This is a genomic window from Candidatus Niyogibacteria bacterium CG10_big_fil_rev_8_21_14_0_10_46_36 (assembly GCA_002772995.1).
Classification (GTDB): Bacteria; Patescibacteriota; Minisyncoccia; order 1-14-0-10-42-19; family 1-14-0-10-42-19; genus 1-14-0-10-46-36.
The window spans coordinates 57,352-73,794 of the sequence record PFCO01000003.1 but is presented as its reverse complement, the minus strand read 5'-3'; the positions used below and the strand labels follow the sequence as shown (position 1 = coordinate 73,794).

Below are 16,443 nucleotides of genomic sequence, written 5' to 3'. Positions count from 1 at the left end.
ATGTCCAGCTTATTGTCGCGCTTGCATTGTATCCGATGGTGATCGGTCCATCACTGCCGTTTGCTTTGATATCTACAGTAGGGGATGCTGGAGGCGGCGCGTTCAATACATTAAACGCAATACAGTAATATGTTCCGCCGGCTTGCGGGTTATCAACGCGGTCATAGTTATCGTATTTCCAATTATCAGTATTACAATACAGTTCCGCGCTTGTATTTGAGGGGTGTGCAAAGGGAATATATCCTGATTTCAAAACTTCGCGTATCCAAACGGTATTGCTGCTATTCTGACTCAGGGGGACTTGCACGCTTGTGCGTCCGTTAGAATCCGTTACGCCAAATGTCTGCCACGGCGAACCTGCAGCACCGACAAATGAATCTCCTGGGTTTTGAGCTCCATCACGCGAAAATCCCCATTGAAAACTCCAACCAGCTTCTGCGTGGCAGTTTGGGTGCGACGCAAGAAAGCTTGAGGCGGTGTTTGCGGTAATATTTGTATCGCTACTAGCATTTCCCCAGTTAGGGAGATCCGATTCGCTATTACAAACAATTTTTGTAGCAATAATAGTTGCGGTGTTGGAGGTTGCTGAAGTGACCATTGGCGAAACCGCCAAAAATACAGCAATCCCCACAAGACCTGCAAAAAATAAGGTATTTTTCATATTTTTATTGATGGTGTTCATGGAATAAGATTAAATTATAGTATATAGAAAACCATTTCCAAGGGTTTGACTTACCCTTAAATCCTGCCTATTATATACTAACGTATAAATAAAGTCAAGTGATTACGGGGCTTTATGCTGTTAGGCCCTAAAACCCTTATTTTTCAATACATTTAAAAATGATTTTTGAGAAAAGACATATATTTTTTGCCCTTCTCCTTATTCTTATAGGGGTAATTTTTTGGTCTTCCGGATTTCTCCAAAGTGTCTTTGCAGAGGCTCAAAATTTTATAGAGACTTATATCCACGAAAGCCCAATCCTTGCAGTGCTGGTATTTGTGATGCTTGCGGTGGTTGCTGTGGTTGTCTCCCCATTTTCGAGCGCTCCGCTTGTCCCTCTGGTCATTCCTGCATGGGGTGAATCGCTTACTATTGTGCTGCTTGTTTCCGGCTGGCTTATCGGGGGGATAATCATTTACTTTATCGGAAGCGCCTTACGGGAGCCGTTTCTTTCGCACACGGGGACTACGGAAAAAATCGAATATTACAAGAGCCATATATCAGGAAGAGCGCAATTCGGACTTGTTGTATTGTTTCGGTTTGCGATTCCATCCGAAATTGCGGGCTATGTTTTAGGTATTGTCAGATATCATTTTGGGAAATATGTTATTGCAACAATTACTTATGAAATATTCTCAGCAACAACGCTTGTATATTTAAGCGACGCTTTTTTGGCGGGAAATCCATTTTATTTTATCGTAATGCTCGGTGTCATGCTCGGCATTACGGGAGCAAGCCTTTACACACTTCGAAGAAAGATGAGAAAGCACGCGTCATCATAGTTCCGTTGCGCGGGTGGGGAGTGATATACTATATACATGGCTGAAGAACCAGGAGGACGCCAATATAAAAATATAACTGACCTCGTTGATTCCGTATTGCGCCGCGCAATAACAGAGCGAGCAAGCGATATACATTTTGAGCCGGCGCGGGATTCATTCGGTATCCGTTTTCGGGTAGACGGCTTTTTGCATCCGGTTGAAGTATTCGAAAAGCAGGGACAAGACGAGATAATATCTCGGATAAAGGTTCTTGCAAGTATGGAGATAATGGAAAAGCGCTTTCCTCAGGACGGACACTTTGAGATATATGATAAAGATGGCAAGATTTATAACCTTCGGGTATCTACATATCCAACAACATTCGGGGAAGCGGCTGTACTACGTCTCCTAGATAGGAAGGATGCAATGATGGGGCTTGAAAGTCTCGGATTTGAGTTTAATCAGCTTGCGGATATAAAACGAATGATCGCTCTGCCATACGGGATGTGTCTCATTACTGGTCCTACGGGGGCGGGGAAAACAACTCTCTTGTATTCGGTTTTAAAAACACTTAATACGCCTAGCAACAACATAGTAACCATAGAAGACCCTATAGAATTTCAAATGGACACTATCAGACAGCTGCAAGTTCGTGAAAATATAGGGCTCACGTTCCCTAAGGCGCTTCGGGCTGTTGTGCGTCAAGACCCCGATGTTATCATGCTCGGAGAGTTGCGTGATATTGAAACGGTGCAAATGTCTGTTCAGGCAGCGCTCTCAGGCATTCTTGTGTTCGCGACATTTCACACATTTGATGTTCCTGGGATAGTGATCCGTTTTTTAGAAATGGGTGTTCCTCGCTCAGTTATTTCTCACATTCTTATTGGAGTCGTCTCCGGGAGGCTTGTAAGAAAAATTTGCGAAAAATGTAAGGAACCGTATACATTAAGCAAATTTGAAAAAGATGTTCTCGGGGATTCGCTTTCTGGCATTTCTCTTAAGTGGGGGAGGGGCTGTAAAGAATGCGGAGGAAGTGGTTATTTGGACAGAGAGGGGGTTTTTGAAGTAGTGGTATTTGATGAAGAGATAAAATCGTATATCATGGAGGGGAAGAATATATCTCAATTGGGGGGTGTGTTCCAGAAAAAAGGGACAAAGAGCCTGTGGGAAGCGATGATAAGCAAAGTTTCTCGAGGGGTAACAACGGTAGAAGAAGCGCTTCGGATTGTAGGGGTAAAGGATGTCTCTCAAGAAAAATAATACCTTGTCCAATAGACTTTAATGTCTGTTATAATGTCTTAAATGTCCATTAGTATATGGACTTTTCTATTTTTTATTTTTTTATGAAGCAATCTTCTCATAACCCAAATATATACTGCGAATATTTGCGAAGTCGTGCGCAAAAAATTACCGAAGCACTTTACAGGATAACTGATATTTTCCCGGACAAGGAGCCGCTAAAGTGGCATTTGCGCAAAGAAGGAATTTTTGTGTTCAAAATATTTTCAAATATCGAGGACTCAACGGCGTATGAACGGGAGAAGTATATTGACAAAGCAGAAAAAATAATTCCTCGCGTGATTAATGCGCTGGAATTGGCGTCGCTGGGAACATTTATTTCTCGGACCAACTTCGAGATTCTCATAAAGGAGTATCATATGCTTCTCGATTTCATAAAAGACAAGAAAGAAAGTATTTTGCCCGATTCCAAAAAACAATTGTCCATGAGATCAATTGAAGAGATATTAAAAGACAAAAAAGAAAAAAATAATTTATCTAACGGACACATTTCTTTACCAGAAAACAAAATAGAAAAAATTTCAAGGAACGATGTTTCTGGGGGAGAAGAAAAAAATCATTTTTCTGGGCAATATTTTTCTCCACCAATAAATGCTTTTCAGGAAAAAGGAGAAAGCGATTTTAGAAAAGAAAAAGAATTGAAAACGACGGAGCGGGCACTCGGGGGCAATCAGCCGACAGAAGATTCTTCAGAAAGAAAGGACAAAATTGTATCTATTGTTCGAGAGCGCGGCGAAGTGAGCGTGAGCGATGTTGCTGCGTATTTCGGAGGAGTGAGCGAAAAAACCATACAACGAGACCTCCTTGCGCTTGTGGATACGGGAGTTATACGCAAGTATGGAGATAAACGCTGGAGACGCTATGTGTTAAGTGCTCAGGGGTAGCCTTACCTATTATATAGGGCAGTTGACAGGATATTTGTTTATTGTTTGGCGCATTATTCATTGACCTTCTATTTTGTGTTGTTTTATCCTATAGAGAAGCAAGAAAAATAAGGTTTTTAAGGGGCGTTGGCATAGATTGACGAATTGCAAAATAGAGCCTAAAATAAGTGTTTTAAGTTATCCACAGTACTATTTTGCAAGCATTTTTCGCTGTATCTATAATAAATTATAAGGAAGAATGACTGGTGAAGAGTGTAAATGCAGTTATTTATGTAGAGTGTAAAAATTTTTTATCAAAGCCATATGACTGGCTGGTTTCCTGTATCCGTTTGCCTGAATTATTTTTTTAAAAAATTAAACATTATTTTTCCTTCACTGTGCGCAATGATGCGTGTAGAAAAGGGGAAATAATTATTTCCCTCGACAGGATTAGGGAAGAACATTGACAGCAATATATAAAAGGAAGCACGGATTGATTGTTATAAAAATGTACGAATTTATTTCTACATTCTTATTGTGTGTATTGACAGATAAAGCAAGGACAAGAAGTTGCTTGATGCTGGTATATATATGTATGAGCATCGGAAAGCTAGGTCGATGAGGAATGGTTTCCATTCTCTTATGGCTTAACTTCTTAATATCGTAGATTTTTCCCATTCAAGAATTATTAATTGTTTGAACATTCGAGAAAGTTATCATGTGGTCAATTGTCGAGATCATATCTATCTTTCTCAAAACTCTTTTTGAATCCCGCTTTAAGCAGGAGAAAAAAAGAGTCATTCATTATCACATATGAGTAGCTTAAGAGGAACGGCGAAAGCAAAAATTGCTTCTACCGTTCTGAGTGTAACAACTGCATTGTGGCTTGGAGGAGTCGGATATTTTATTCCGGCAGCAGCCCAGGCACAAACAGTTGCTGATCTTCAAGCACAAATCCAAGCACTGTTAGCGCAGATTTCAACATTGCAATCACAGCTTTCAGGTTTGCAGGGAGGCGGCGGTAGCCAATCAGGATTCTTCCATGTGTTTAACACAAACCTTTCCATGGATATGAACAATTCTGAAGTTTCTGCTCTCCAGCAAGCATTGGATTTGGAAGGATGCTTCAACTTTGCATCCTACACAGGATATTTTGGTCCCATCACGCGTGACGGAGTAAATTGCTTTCAGAACAAATATGCTTCTGAAGTTTTGACTCCGGTGGGACTCTCGGCTCCTACAGGTTTTGTAGGTCCGTCCACGCGAGCTAAATTAAACGCATTGTACGGCACCACGGCTCCAACCACACCGACAACGCCAACAACACCGACAACGCCAGTTTCAGCAGGCACTTTGTTGGTAGCGGCAGGCACACAGCCGGCAGATTCCTTGGCGGTAAAGAACGCACAAGGAGTTCCGTTTACGGTTATTACATTGAGCGCGGGAGCGAGCGATGTAATCGTAGACTCAATAACTGTTGAACGGCAGGGGTTGGGTGCGGACAGCGCATTCAGCGGTATTGTGTTGATCGACCAAGATGGAACCCGAATCGGGCTTTCAAAGACATTGAACTCACTTCACCAAGCAACATTGACCGAAGACTTCACTGTTAAGGCAGGAACGACCCGGACAATTACTATTGCGGGTGACATGGCGGCAAGTCTTGCATCTAATGTAGGCGAGACACCTCTCTTAACGGTTACAGCGATCGCTTTGAAGGGTACCGCAACATTATCCGGTTCACTTCCTATAAAGGGAGCGATTCACACACTGAACAACTCGCTTACTATCGGTAGTGTTACAAATGCAATCGGTCCGTTGGATCCGGGTGCAAGCGTAAACAAGAAAGTAGGTGAGACAGGATACACCTTTACTTCAGTTAAGTTCACAGCAGGTTCGGCAGAAGATCTTCTTTTGAAGAACATTCGCTTCAACCAGTCAGGTTCAGCGGCATCTGGCGACTTAGCAAACGTTAAGATCGTAATAAACGGTACTGAATATGATGCAGTTGTTTCCGAAGATGGAAAATACTACAGCGCAAACTTTGGCGCTGGGATTGAAGTCCCGAAAGGGTTTTCAGTAGAAGCATCCATCAAAGGTGACATTGTTGACGGTTCAGGCCGAACAATTGACTTTGATGTTTTCCGCCGAACAGACGTAACATTCTACGGAAAGACATTCGGGTATAACATTACTCCTCCGGCAGGAACCGATACAGCGGGTACTGACGACGGAGCATTCCACCAGACAACAAACCCATGGTTTGATGCATATCAGGTTACCATCGATACAGGAACTATCACTGTTGAGAGCTCAACAGCTATTCCTGCGCAAAACGTAGCAGAGAATGTTAACGGCCAGGTCATCGGTGGCTTCAATGTAGAAGTTAAGGGTGAACCTATCTCTGTAGCACAGATTGTCTTCAACCTTGGCGTTGATGACAATGGAAATGGCGCAACTGCGGCAGACCTTACGAGCATTTCGCTTGTCCGCGAGGACGGTGTAGTGGTAGCGGGTCCTGCTGACGGAAGTGGCACGACTGTAACATTTTCCGAAACTGTTATCTTCCCCATTGGCAAACAGACATACACCCTAAAGGGTAAGTATGGAACTGACTTTGCGAACAACGATACGGTAACGGCATCCACAACTCCGAGCAGTGACTGGTCAACAGTAACCGGCCAGACAACGGGAGTTTCAATTACGCCGTCTCCGTCATCAGCAATCACGGGAAATCAGATGACATTGAAAGCGGCAGCGGTTACAATCAGCGTTTCAAGCGTTCCGATTGCTCAGACCGTTGTAGCAGGAACATCAGGATTCTTGTTTGCAAATTACGAACTTGACGCGACAAACTCTGGTGATGACATTCGGTTTGCTTCACTTCCGCTTGAGTACAACACTCCGACGGGAGGTACTGCCACTGATTTAACAAACTGTAAACTGTACGATGGATCAACTGAGGTATCAAACTCAGTAGACCCGTCAGCGGTTGCATCCTCAACAGCATTCACATTCTTGGGAACAGGACTTACTGTTCCAAAGGGAACAGTAAAAACGCTTTCCTTGAAGTGTAATGTTTCTTCTGGGGCTACTGCGAACACAGGATTCCAGTGGGGTTACAACACAGCTTCGACTCCGACGCCGACAGGTGTAACATCAGGACAGGCAGCAACTGTCTCAGAAAACGGTTCTGTGGGTCAGGCAATGACCGTACAAGCAAATGGTTCGTACACCGTTGTTAATGATTCAACACCGGGATACAGCATTGTTCAGGCAGGAACAACAGGCGTAACGCTTGCAAAACTTAAGTTCTCCGGTTCATTCGAGGATATTGATGTCCGACGCGTGAACTTCGAGCTTACTGGAGCTGCGTCTAACACGCCGATTGACCTTGCTGGCCAACAGATAACACTGTGGGATGGTTCAACCCAGATTGGTACTGCCTCATTCGGAGCAGCGGGCGACTATGCAACATCATCATTGATTGCATCAGGAGCATTCCGCATTCCGAAGGATGGTTCAAAGACCCTGACCGTTAAGGGTGACATCTCAGGTATTAGCGTATCAGGTCCGCTTGTAAGTTCAGGAGACTTCTTGAAAGTACAATGGGATGCTCAGGCGCTTGGTTTGAATGGCGGTAACTACGGTGTTGGTGTAGGGTCTGCACAGACTATTTCACCGACCGGTAGCGACACGTCAATCACTGGTGTTCGCATCATGAAGGCATATCCTTCATTTGCGAAGATCGACCTGACTAGCTCAGAGAAGACATTCAAGACAGGTTCTGACCGAACCTTCTACAAGTTCAAGGTAACCGCGGTAGGCGGTGATGTAGAATTCTACAAGTTTACCTTCCAGATCTCATCTTCATCAGGTTCGATCGCGAATGGTACGAGCTCTGCATACGCCCTCTACGCATTTACTGACTCGAGCTTCTCAACTCCGGACAGCACATTCAGCTCAACAGGACTTTTGAACGCAGGTAAGTGTGCGTGGCCGAGTTCTCAGGGTTCAGCGTATAACGCAAACACCACGGGTCTTCACGGAACAGATATCAACATCTTTATGGATTCAGGCCAGACCACTTGTGGCGATGGCAACGCAGCGACAACCACATACAAAGTTCCTTCAGGGGAAACTCGATGGTTCCGCTTTGCGGCTGATGTAACGGGTGTTGAAACTGTTACCGGAACAGAGTCGGTAGAAGCGAAGCTCATGGGTGACGCGGCATTCCCGACAATCGTTTGTATAACGGGATGTGGCACCACAGGATCACCAGAAATGGGTGATGCAGTCACAATTAACACGGATTCAAACAACGACCTTGTCTGGACTCCGCGCTCAACAACCACTACAAGCGCAATTACTGACGAAGACTTCACAAACGGTTACGAAGTACCAGGACTCCCGGGCACCAATATGGCGCACGAGACCCTCACTTCAGAGAACTAATCTAGCTTCCTTGTGATCCGTACTCTGTACGGAAAGCTGCCAGAGCCCCCGCATACGCGGGGGCTTTTGGTTTGCGTGCTTGCTTTTGGCGGCCTTGAAATGAGAAAAAATTTGATATACATTGATATATACGCCCCGTGGTGAAAAAATATGAATGGTGCGCAGAACGAAGGAGCGGGGTGAGCAGAAATTATTTACATATAAAAGGAGCGCCAAACATAAGTGTTTTAATATATTAAAATTTTAAATTTCTATTACAAGGTATGAAAAAATATTCATCTTTTATAACGCCAGCGATTATTATTCTTTTGCTTCTTGGAGGGATGTTTTATTTCTTCCTTTGGGATAGTTATAAAAACGACACTTCAGATGATGGAGATGATACGCAGACAGAAGACCCGTTTGCGCTTCCGGATGTGTCTATTCCGGACTTGGACCGGCCTATTGTTATTCCGTCTGATATGCAGCAAGAAACAGGGGAACGGATAAAAAAAGACTTAGAAACCGTCATCGGCAACTTGAAAGAAGATCCTGCAGATATTGATGATTGGCTTGATCTGGGGATTTTCCGAAAAATAACGGGGGATCTTGAAGGAGCAAGAGAAGCATGGGAATATGCTCTCGCTTTTCGTCCCAATGACCAGCGTCCGTATAATAATCTTGCTGATCTTTATATTTATTATTTCCATGACAACACAAAAGGAGAGGAATATCTCTTGCAAGGAATAGAAAAAGCACCGGATGGCCCACAGTTGTACGCAAAAGCATTTGAATTCTATTACGATGTCTTGCATGATGCCGACAAGGCAAAAGATATATTGCAAAAAGGCATAGATGCAGGTACTGATATAACGGGAGATATGCAGCTTATGCTCAATAGCATTCAATAATAAAAAGCCCCTCATGGGGTTTTTTATTTCATGGAACGGACATAGTATAATAAGAGATATGGAGGAAAATAAAGGTTCTATCTGGTCATATATAAGCAGATTCGTCTTCATTATCGTGGTGGGACTGGTCGCGCTCTTTTTGAGCAGTAGATTTTTCGGATAAATGCTTGTCAAAATAAAAGCATATCCCGGCTCTTCAAAGGAGAGGGTTGTGCAAAAAAAATCTGATACATTTGAGGTGCATGTGAAAGAAAAAGCAAAAGGAGGGTCTGCGAACCATGCAATAATAGAACTTCTTGCCAGCTTTTTAGGTATCGTTCCTTCGCGGCTGCATATCAAAAAAGGAGCGCGTACGAGAAGCAAGATAATAGAAATCAGGGAATTTTCTGGGGAAAACCTGTGAATAATATGTTAAAATCAGCGCACAAACATCATACATTCAAAGCGTGGCAGAATGAGAGCTTTGAGAAGCGGAAAAAGAGGGCACGCGCCCTTCTTTTGTGTATGAGGGGGGCTTATCCGCGTACAACATCGGTGCTCAAATGGAAAACACCCATGCAGATGCTTGCAGCAACCATGCTTTCGGCACAAGCAACAGACAAAAAAGTAAATGAGATAACGCAAGAAAAAGGGCTTTTTAAGAAGTATAAAACAGTGAATGATTTTGCCTCTGCTCACCTTAAGACATTCCAAAAAGAAATCCATGCGCTCGGATTTTTCCGACAAAAAGCAAAAAACATTATTGGGGCAGCGCGTATGCTTCGTGATGAATGTGGAGGCAAGATGCCCAAAACTATTGAAGAGATGACGCGCTTGCCCGGCGTTGCTCGAAAAACCGCAAATATCGTGTTGAATCATGTTTATTATATTGCGGAGGGTATTGCGGTGGACACCCATGTCATTCAGGTCTCTAGGCGTTTCGGGTTTACAAAAGAACACGACCCCAAAAAAATAGAAAAGGATCTCATGAAATTATTTCAGAAAAAAGATTGGATATGGATTAATTACACTATGGTGGAATATAATAGGGGCATTCACAGGGCGCCACGCCCAGAATGTGAGTGGTGTTATGTAAAAAATATTTGCCCGAAGATCTTTAAAAAGTAAAAAAGGAGGAAACTTGAATGCATATACCCCGGGTAGTGCTTACTGGCGGTCCGTGTGGCGGCAAAACGACGGCGCTGAATGTCATTTCTGAGTGGCTGCGGAACAATGGGTTTACCGTTATGGTCGCGCCCGAAGCCGCAACTATACTTTTAAATGCGGGATTTAAATACCGGGATGACATTGATTCGTCCTACCTTCAGGAACGCATTATGCGGCTCCAGTTATTTTTTGAGGAAGAGCTTTTGGAAAGCTTTTTATGCTCTCAGCCGTTTCCGTGCCGTCCCATATATCTTGGGGACAGAGGGGTGGGGGACATTGAAGCGTATTGCTCAAATAAGCGCGAGTTTTATGGAATATGCGAAAAATATCTGGGGACATCCGATATAACAGAGATACGCGACAAGCGATATGATGCGGTTATACATATGGTAACGGCAGCCGATGGCGCAGAAGAGTGTTACACACTCAAAAACAATCCTGCGCGAAAGGAACGAACGCTTGAGGAGGCCGTTGCAAAAGACAGAGCGACACAGAATGCTTGGGTGGGGCACGAAGACCTCATGATTATTGATAATGTCCATAGCAAGGATTTTGATCACAAGATACGGCGTGTCTGGGCTGCTGTCTGTAGAAAATTGGAGATGCCAACACCCACACAGGAAGAAGAGCGATTTTTAGTCTATGCGCCGTCTTTTTTATCGGGGGATTGTGCAAGGCATGAAACCTCATGTTGGTCTCTGCAATACGGTACGAGCTCAGTTATTCCTGTTTCTATAGAACAGGCGTACATAATGTCCGGTGCTATCGGTGAGCGGCGCATACGGCGACGGGAACAGGAGGGGGAGTCCATATATTACGAGACGCATAAACGAGAAATAGCAGGGCACAAAAAACGCGCAGAGACGGAGCGCCAGATTACGGAAGAGGAGTATTATACGAAACTGTATGCGGAGCGGGATAATGATTTTGAGGTCATCGCAAAAATCCGCTATTGTTTTATCTGGAAAAACCAATACTTCAAGCTGGATGTGTTTATATTCCCGCACGAAGGACTCTCTATTTTGGAAATAGAGACGACCGAAGAACAGCCTGAGGTAGAGGTCCCTCCATTTTTAAAGATTATAAAAAACATAACGGGAGACAGGCGGTATGCAAACAGAGAATTATCCCGGAAAGGAACAATGTTGCCGAAAATATAAAAACCAAAACGGCCTTGCGAAGGCCGTTTTTTTATTGGAAAATAGGGTGATGCATCGATTTTTCGTAAACCAAAAATTAGAAAAAGACCAGCATGTTGAGTGTTCGCGAGAGCTTGCTCACCAGCTTTCTTCGGTTCTGCGCATGAAAGAAGGGGATGATATTATTCTGTTTGACGGTTCCGGGTATGACTGCGCGGCAAAAATAGAAGATATCTCGCGGCGCGGCTGTGTCGTGCGCGTTTTGCAATGCGTCATACCCAACCGGGAACCAAAACGAAAATTGGTATTGTTCCAGTCGCTTATTAAAAAAGATAAATTTGAGTGGGTTCTCGAAAAGGGAGTAGAGGTTGGCGTGAGTGAGTTTGTGCCTATTTTAACAGAGCGGTCGGTGAAGCGCTCATATAACCAGGAGCGTGCCGAAAAAATAATCAAGGAAGCGGCAGAGCAGTCCGGAAGAGCGGTTATACCAAAACTTCGTCCGCTTATGCTTTTTCATGAGGCGGTTTCATATGCCTCCAAAAAGGGATTACAATCATTCTTTCCGACGGTAGACGCTGCTTCTGCTGAGCGGGTAGTCTCGTACCCCTCAAAACCGTTTGTGGCACTTTTTGTGGGCCCGGAGGGGGGATGGAACAGACAGGAAATAGAAGTGGCGCAAAAAGCAGGCCATTTGGTCATCTCTCTCGGAAAGCTTACTCTTAAGTCAGAAACAGCAGCTATTGTTGCCTCATACCAGTTGCTGCATTGATGCATAAAATAAAAAAGGACAGCCGAAGCTGCCCTTTTTGCTTTAGAAATAGTATCTGTACTCTAAGCCGTACCCAACATCTCCTGCAGGTGCTATAAATGGGCCCACATTGATGCCGATCTTTTCCCACGGCATAACCGCGACCGTGTAGCTTTTTCCGGCTATGTTGCGTATCGCGTCTTTTCCGTGCATATACACCTCAAACACGCACACAATAGCACTTCCTGCATGGTAGCCAATCTTTGCGTTTTTGCCCCAGGCTTTTTCCACGGATGTTGCTTCATCCGGAGTGAATATGCCGAGATCAACGAAAGATGCAGCGTGCGCACAAACCTCCAGCATAGAAGTGATGGCAACGGCATTGAGCATGAGAGCATAATGTGTTCCCTCATACCCGCGCGTTGCCTGGCGCAGATCTTCGGCAAATATAGTCTTGAATATATCAGTTGAGATATTCGCAAGCGCTAATTCTCCCGTAGATATATCGCTGGCGTTATTCCATGTGGTGCACGCCAACGGAGAGCCTCCGCCGATTCCTTTGCATTTCTTTTTCTGTCCAAGGAACCAGTAATGCGTTTTTACGTTTGTGGCACCGCTATGACGTATAAAAGACGCAGTCGGCTCTTCCGCAAAGATTGAACTTAGAATAAGTCCTGCTATCGTCCCAAAGCCTATCACCCCTGCCTTTTCGGGGATATACGGCTGTATTCCCCTCGGTACGCTATAAACATCCGAAGTGGGCGAATGCGACCTCAGTATCATATCCCGGGTGAAAACATCTTCTGCAAGCGCTGGGACGCTTAAAACGACAATCGTAATAACCGTTACGAAAATCTTTTTCATTATGTACTCTCCTTTGGTAAAGAATTTTTTATGAATGCTTGAGCTATTATACAAGAAAAAATTAAAAAGTCAATAATAGCAAGCAACAAGCCGGATAAACGGCGTTAATCACTTGACACCTTCCTCTGTATCAGTATACTGGGGTGTATAGCCGTAGACAGGAGGTTGAGGAGCGTTCTACGCGACGAAATCCCGACGGAGTCGGGACGGGCCGCAAGAACCGTAACCTTATAAATAATTCCTCCCAAGGTGAATGAACCGCGGCTTTTGTCGTGGATTTTTTATTTTTTGCCTGCGTGAGGTGTAGCTGTAAAAAATAAATCTCGTCGTAGCTTAGCGAAGGCGGGTTATCTAAATTAACTAAATATAATGGCAATCACAAAACAAAAAAAAGAAATAATAATCAAAGAAGTGCACGAGCTGTCAGAAAAAGCAGACATGATTGTGTTCGTAAATTTCCACGGACTGTCGGTGGCTGACATGTCCACGTTGCGTGGTGAACTTCGCGAGGCGGGGGCTACGTTGAAGGTTGCAAAAAAACGCTTGGTAAAACGGGTGCTTGATGGATTTGGATTTTCCGGAGAGATGTCCGGATTTGACGGAGAGATTGCGCTTTTCTTTAAAGAGGGAGAGCCGATAGAAGCAGTAAAGATTCTTGTTGATTTTGCAAAGAAGGTGGAGGGGCTCCAGGTGCTCGGGGGGATATACGAAAAGGGTTTCGTGGGCATGGAGACGGTAAAAATGCTTGCATCTATTCCTCCGCGAGAAGTACTTTTGGGGCAGGTGGTAGGCAGCATAGCATCGCCGTTGAGCGGGTTTGTCCGGGTGATAAATGGACCGGTGCAGGGATTTATAGGAGTATTGCATAATATTTCAAAGAGTCGGTCATAACCCATTATTATTCATACGCTATTACACATATGTCTGAAGAAGAAACAAAAGAAGTAACAGTTCCTGAAAAGTTCAAGGATATTGTTGAAAAGATCGAAGGAATGAGTGTTCTTGATCTTTCAGAGCTCGTAAAAGTTCTTGAAGAAAAATTCGGAGTTTCTGCGGCAATGCCTATGGGGATGATGGCGGCAGCTCCCGCAGGAGGAGACGCGGGCGGCGGAGAAGAGAAGGACTCATTTACCGTTGAATTGAAGTCGGGAGGAGAGCAGAAGATTCAGGTCATCAAGATTGTGCGCGAAGTGCTCGGTCTTGGTCTCAAGGAAGCAAAAGACTTGGTTGACGCAGCTCCGAAGCCACTGAAGGAGGGCATGCCCAAGGTAGAAGCAGAAGAGCTTAAGAAGAAAATAGAAGCGGCAGGAGGTCAAGTAGAACTTAAATAAACAGAACAAACGGCGCGTATATACGCGCCGTTTGTCTATTGTTGAATTGTTTTGATTTTTTGAGTACATTTATTGTATGGATATTCTTGCAGAGCTTTTTTCATCAGAACATCTCATCAAGATTATGCGCCTTTTTTTGTTAAACCCAGAAGAGGTATTTGATGCATTTGATATAAGCGAGCGGAGCAAAGTAGTGCCACGAAAGGCGCGCTACGAAATAAATCTCCTCAAAAAAATAGGATTTATTATGCAGGGGGTAAGAGAGTCGGAGATTGTTTTGCGCTCACAGTCAAAAAAGGGGCGCCGTGCTCGGAAGAAAAAGATAAAAGGATGGCAGTTAAATCCCTTATTTCCATTTTTGCGGCCGCTTAAAAATCTTCTGTTAAATGCCGCTCCCATACCGCGAGATCAGCTTTTGCGCAGAATCCGGGGAACAGGAACTATAAAGTTAGTCGTGCTTACCGGCTTTTTTCTTGATTCAGAAGAGGGGAGTGATTCGCGGATTGATATTTTGATAGTTGGAGACAATATCAAAAAGACAAAGCTCGAGCGTGTTATGCGTGCAATTGAAGCAAAGGTGGGTAAAGAACTTAATTATGCGACACTGAATTCAAAAGAATTTACCTATCGTGTGGGGATGTATGACAAGTTCATACGCGATATCTTTGATTATCCACACGAAACAATTTACGACAAAATAGGACTCTAAAGTGCTATCCATCTCTTTGGAGATCCGCGCACCTTTAGCTCAGTGGTAGAGCGTTCCGTTCACATCGGAAAGGCCGTTGGTTCGATCCCAACAAGGTGCATATCACGATCTTTAAAAAAAGGAGACACAATGAAACGCGTTATCGTGGAAAGTCCCCTGGCGGGTGATGTTGAGAAAAATATCCGGTATGCGCGTGCATGTATGCGTGACTGTATACTCCGAGGTGAGGCGCCGTTCGCGAGTCATTTGCTTTACGCGCAGGAAGGCATTCTTGATGATGGCATCCCGGAAGAACGCATGCTAGGGATTCATGCAGGGCAATCATGGGGGAGCGTTGCCGAAGCGATTGTTGTGTATATAGACTATGGAATTTCAAAAGGCATGTCTTATAGCATTGAACACTACAAACAGCTTAGCATCCCAATAGAGTATCGGGCATTATATATGAACGAAGAAAAAAACACATAACAGGTAACCGCCGCAAGATAAGTGGCGGTTTTTTATTTTTGTTTATCCACAAGAATCCGAATGCTGACGAAAATGGGGTCAAAATATGGTATAATATAAGAAGTCTCATAAAAAAGGCTTTTTCTTTTAGACCAAAAGGTCGAATATCGTTTTGGTTTTTAGGAATATCTCTTTATTTTTCATTAGAATTAGTACTCTATTTTTCTTTATATATGGCTTTTGAAGCATTTGGCGACATATTATACGGCTCATTCCAAAATCTTTGGGGTGGCGTTATAGAATTTATCCCAAAATTCATTGTCGCGTTCATCATTTTTGTTCTTGGATGGCTTGTTGCCGTTTCTTTGGGCAAAATAGTTGCACAAATTCTCGGTATGCTTAAACTTGATAAGATCTTTGAGAACCTTGGATTTGAAGGACCGATTACCCGCGCAGGATTCAAGCTTGATGTGGGAGGATTTATTGGCGGTCTCGTAAAGTGGTTCTTTATTGTCGTCTTCCTTATTGCGGCGGTGGATGTGTTGGGGCTTGAGCAAGTTAACTTGTTCTTGCGCGATGTTGTGGCGTACCTCCCGAATGTTATTGTTGCGTCCTTCATTCTTGTTATCGCTGCGGTTGTTGCTGACACAATGCGCCGGATTGTTGTCGGGTCTGCAAAAGCAGCACATCTCCCATCCTCAGAACTTCTTGGGGGTATTACAAAGTGGGCAATCTGGATATTTGCAATTCTCGCCGCGATGTATCAGCTTGGCATCGCGGGTCCATTCGTGCAAACGCTTTTCACCGGATTTATTGCCGCCCTCTCCATTGCGCTCGGGCTATCATTCGGGCTTGGCGGGAAGGATGCTGCGGCGCGGTTTTTAGCAAAACTTGGCTCAGACATTTCAAACGGCCGAAAATAGCTAATTGCTATTGTTTTATGGGGCTTTTCTATAGGAAAGCCCCATCTGCAATGGCAGGTAGCCTCGACATTTGACAGGCACAAAGGACCTGCTATAATGGAAAAACAAAAATGTTAAATCGTTCCAACATATCATTTTTAGAAAGCG

The 16,443-nt window shown here is 44.1% G+C and carries 16 protein-coding genes, 1 tRNA gene and 1 pseudogene (1 of these 18 only partly in view); 17 read left to right on the top strand and 1 reads right to left on the bottom strand.

Annotation, left to right across the window (positions count from 1 at the left end; translation table 11 throughout):
- The 11 genes and pseudogenes from COU47_01390 to COU47_01340 all read left to right on the top strand — a co-directional run.
- Nucleotides 1-42 (top strand): annotated as a pseudogene (locus COU47_01390) (hypothetical protein) (it extends 879 nt beyond the left edge of the window).
- A 434-nt stretch (nucleotides 43-476) separates the two neighbouring features.
- On the top strand, nucleotides 477-689 hold the full coding sequence (locus tag COU47_01385) for a hypothetical protein (protein PIR69720.1): 213 nt from the start codon (nucleotides 477-479) through the stop codon (nucleotides 687-689).
- A 151-nt stretch (nucleotides 690-840) separates the two neighbouring features.
- Nucleotides 841-1,503, top strand: coding sequence for a hypothetical protein (locus COU47_01380; GenBank protein PIR69719.1), 663 nt, complete (start codon nucleotides 841-843; stop codon nucleotides 1,501-1,503).
- 36 nt (nucleotides 1,504-1,539) lie between these two features.
- Nucleotides 1,540-2,742 carry a hypothetical protein gene (locus COU47_01375; GenBank protein PIR69718.1) on the top strand — a complete coding sequence of 401 codons (1,203 nt, stop codon included), beginning with the start codon at nucleotides 1,540-1,542 and terminating at the stop codon, nucleotides 2,740-2,742.
- A 56-nt stretch (nucleotides 2,743-2,798) separates the two neighbouring features.
- On the top strand, nucleotides 2,799-3,665 hold the full coding sequence (locus COU47_01370; GenBank protein PIR69717.1) for a hypothetical protein: 867 nt from the start codon (nucleotides 2,799-2,801) through the stop codon (nucleotides 3,663-3,665).
- A gap of 792 nt (nucleotides 3,666-4,457) precedes the next feature.
- Nucleotides 4,458-8,099, top strand: a complete 3,642-nt coding sequence (locus COU47_01365) for a hypothetical protein (protein ID PIR69716.1) — start codon at nucleotides 4,458-4,460, stop codon at nucleotides 8,097-8,099.
- Nucleotides 8,100-8,362: 263 nt separating this feature from the next.
- The gene (locus COU47_01360; GenBank protein ID PIR69715.1) at nucleotides 8,363-8,989 is read left to right on the top strand and encodes a hypothetical protein; all 627 of its coding nucleotides are present in this window, start codon (nucleotides 8,363-8,365) and stop codon (nucleotides 8,987-8,989) included.
- 163 nt (nucleotides 8,990-9,152) lie between these two features.
- Nucleotides 9,153-9,392: a hypothetical protein gene (locus COU47_01355; protein PIR69714.1), complete on the top strand. Its 240-nt coding sequence runs from the start codon at nucleotides 9,153-9,155 to the stop codon at nucleotides 9,390-9,392.
- Nucleotides 9,393-9,397: 5 nt separating this feature from the next.
- Nucleotides 9,398-10,096 (top strand): endonuclease III, encoded by a 699-nt coding sequence (locus COU47_01350; GenBank protein ID PIR69713.1) that lies wholly within the window; start codon nucleotides 9,398-9,400, stop codon nucleotides 10,094-10,096.
- Between the two features lie 17 nt (nucleotides 10,097-10,113).
- The gene (locus COU47_01345) at nucleotides 10,114-11,295 is read left to right on the top strand and encodes a hypothetical protein (GenBank protein PIR69712.1); all 1,182 of its coding nucleotides are present in this window, start codon (nucleotides 10,114-10,116) and stop codon (nucleotides 11,293-11,295) included.
- A complete protein-coding gene (locus tag COU47_01340) occupies nucleotides 11,246-12,043 on the top strand; it encodes a hypothetical protein (protein PIR69711.1) in 798 nt (265 codons plus the stop codon). Before COU47_01345 ends, COU47_01340 begins: the two co-directional genes overlap by 50 nt.
- A gap of 42 nt (nucleotides 12,044-12,085) precedes the next feature.
- Here COU47_01340 and COU47_01335 read toward each other — a convergent pair whose 3' ends face one another.
- Entirely contained in the window at nucleotides 12,086-12,886 is an 801-nt protein-coding gene (locus COU47_01335) for a hypothetical protein (protein PIR69710.1), read from the bottom strand.
- Nucleotides 12,887-13,255: 369 nt separating this feature from the next.
- On the opposite strand from COU47_01335, the gene rplJ reads away from it, so the two are divergent.
- The 6 genes from rplJ (at nucleotide 13,256) to COU47_01305 (ending at nucleotide 16,296) form a co-directional block, all read left to right on the top strand.
- Nucleotides 13,256-13,777 (top strand): 50S ribosomal protein L10, encoded by a 522-nt coding sequence (gene rplJ, locus COU47_01330; GenBank protein PIR69709.1) that lies wholly within the window; start codon nucleotides 13,256-13,258, stop codon nucleotides 13,775-13,777.
- 29 nt (nucleotides 13,778-13,806) lie between these two features.
- Entirely contained in the window at nucleotides 13,807-14,217 is a 411-nt protein-coding gene (locus COU47_01325) for a 50S ribosomal protein L7/L12 (GenBank protein PIR69708.1), read from the top strand.
- Nucleotides 14,218-14,293: 76 nt separating this feature from the next.
- The gene (locus COU47_01320; GenBank protein PIR69707.1) at nucleotides 14,294-14,926 is read left to right on the top strand and encodes a hypothetical protein; all 633 of its coding nucleotides are present in this window, start codon (nucleotides 14,294-14,296) and stop codon (nucleotides 14,924-14,926) included.
- Between the two features lie 28 nt (nucleotides 14,927-14,954).
- Nucleotides 14,955-15,026: transfer RNA gene (locus COU47_01315), tRNA-Val, on the top strand.
- A gap of 29 nt (nucleotides 15,027-15,055) precedes the next feature.
- Complete coding sequence (locus tag COU47_01310) at nucleotides 15,056-15,394, top strand: hypothetical protein (GenBank protein ID PIR69706.1); 339 nt, start codon at nucleotides 15,056-15,058, stop codon at nucleotides 15,392-15,394.
- 212 nt (nucleotides 15,395-15,606) lie between these two features.
- Nucleotides 15,607-16,296: a hypothetical protein gene (locus COU47_01305; GenBank protein ID PIR69799.1), complete on the top strand. Its 690-nt coding sequence runs from the start codon at nucleotides 15,607-15,609 to the stop codon at nucleotides 16,294-16,296.
- Nucleotides 16,297-16,443 lie beyond the last annotated feature (147 nt).

What these genes read in the sequence shown, in the direction of transcription:
- rplJ (PIR69709.1), top strand. Translation starts at nt 13,256, where the DNA reads ATGGCAATCACAAAACAAAAAAAAGAAATAATAATCAAAGAAGTGCAC.
- COU47_01355 (PIR69714.1), top strand. Translation starts at nt 9,153, where the DNA reads ATGCTTGTCAAAATAAAAGCATATCCCGGCTCTTCAAAGGAGAGGGTT.
- COU47_01320 (PIR69707.1), top strand. Translation starts at nt 14,294, where the DNA reads ATGGATATTCTTGCAGAGCTTTTTTCATCAGAACATCTCATCAAGATT.
- COU47_01365 (PIR69716.1), top strand. Translation starts at nt 4,458, where the DNA reads ATGAGTAGCTTAAGAGGAACGGCGAAAGCAAAAATTGCTTCTACCGTT.
- COU47_01350 (PIR69713.1), top strand. Translation starts at nt 9,398, where the DNA reads ATGTTAAAATCAGCGCACAAACATCATACATTCAAAGCGTGGCAGAAT.
- COU47_01370 (PIR69717.1), top strand. Translation starts at nt 2,799, where the DNA reads ATGGACTTTTCTATTTTTTATTTTTTTATGAAGCAATCTTCTCATAAC.
- COU47_01375 (PIR69718.1), top strand. Translation starts at nt 1,540, where the DNA reads ATGGCTGAAGAACCAGGAGGACGCCAATATAAAAATATAACTGACCTC.
- COU47_01305 (PIR69799.1), top strand. Translation starts at nt 15,607, where the DNA reads ATGGCTTTTGAAGCATTTGGCGACATATTATACGGCTCATTCCAAAAT.
- COU47_01360 (PIR69715.1), top strand. Translation starts at nt 8,363, where the DNA reads ATGAAAAAATATTCATCTTTTATAACGCCAGCGATTATTATTCTTTTG.
- COU47_01380 (PIR69719.1), top strand. Translation starts at nt 841, where the DNA reads ATGATTTTTGAGAAAAGACATATATTTTTTGCCCTTCTCCTTATTCTT.
- COU47_01340 (PIR69711.1), top strand. Translation starts at nt 11,246, where the DNA reads ATGCAAACAGAGAATTATCCCGGAAAGGAACAATGTTGCCGAAAATAT.
- COU47_01325 (PIR69708.1), top strand. Translation starts at nt 13,807, where the DNA reads ATGTCTGAAGAAGAAACAAAAGAAGTAACAGTTCCTGAAAAGTTCAAG.
- COU47_01310 (PIR69706.1), top strand. Translation starts at nt 15,056, where the DNA reads ATGAAACGCGTTATCGTGGAAAGTCCCCTGGCGGGTGATGTTGAGAAA.
- COU47_01345 (PIR69712.1), top strand. Translation starts at nt 10,114, where the DNA reads ATGCATATACCCCGGGTAGTGCTTACTGGCGGTCCGTGTGGCGGCAAA.
- COU47_01335 (PIR69710.1), bottom strand. Translation starts at nt 12,886, where the DNA reads ATGAAAAAGATTTTCGTAACGGTTATTACGATTGTCGTTTTAAGCGTC.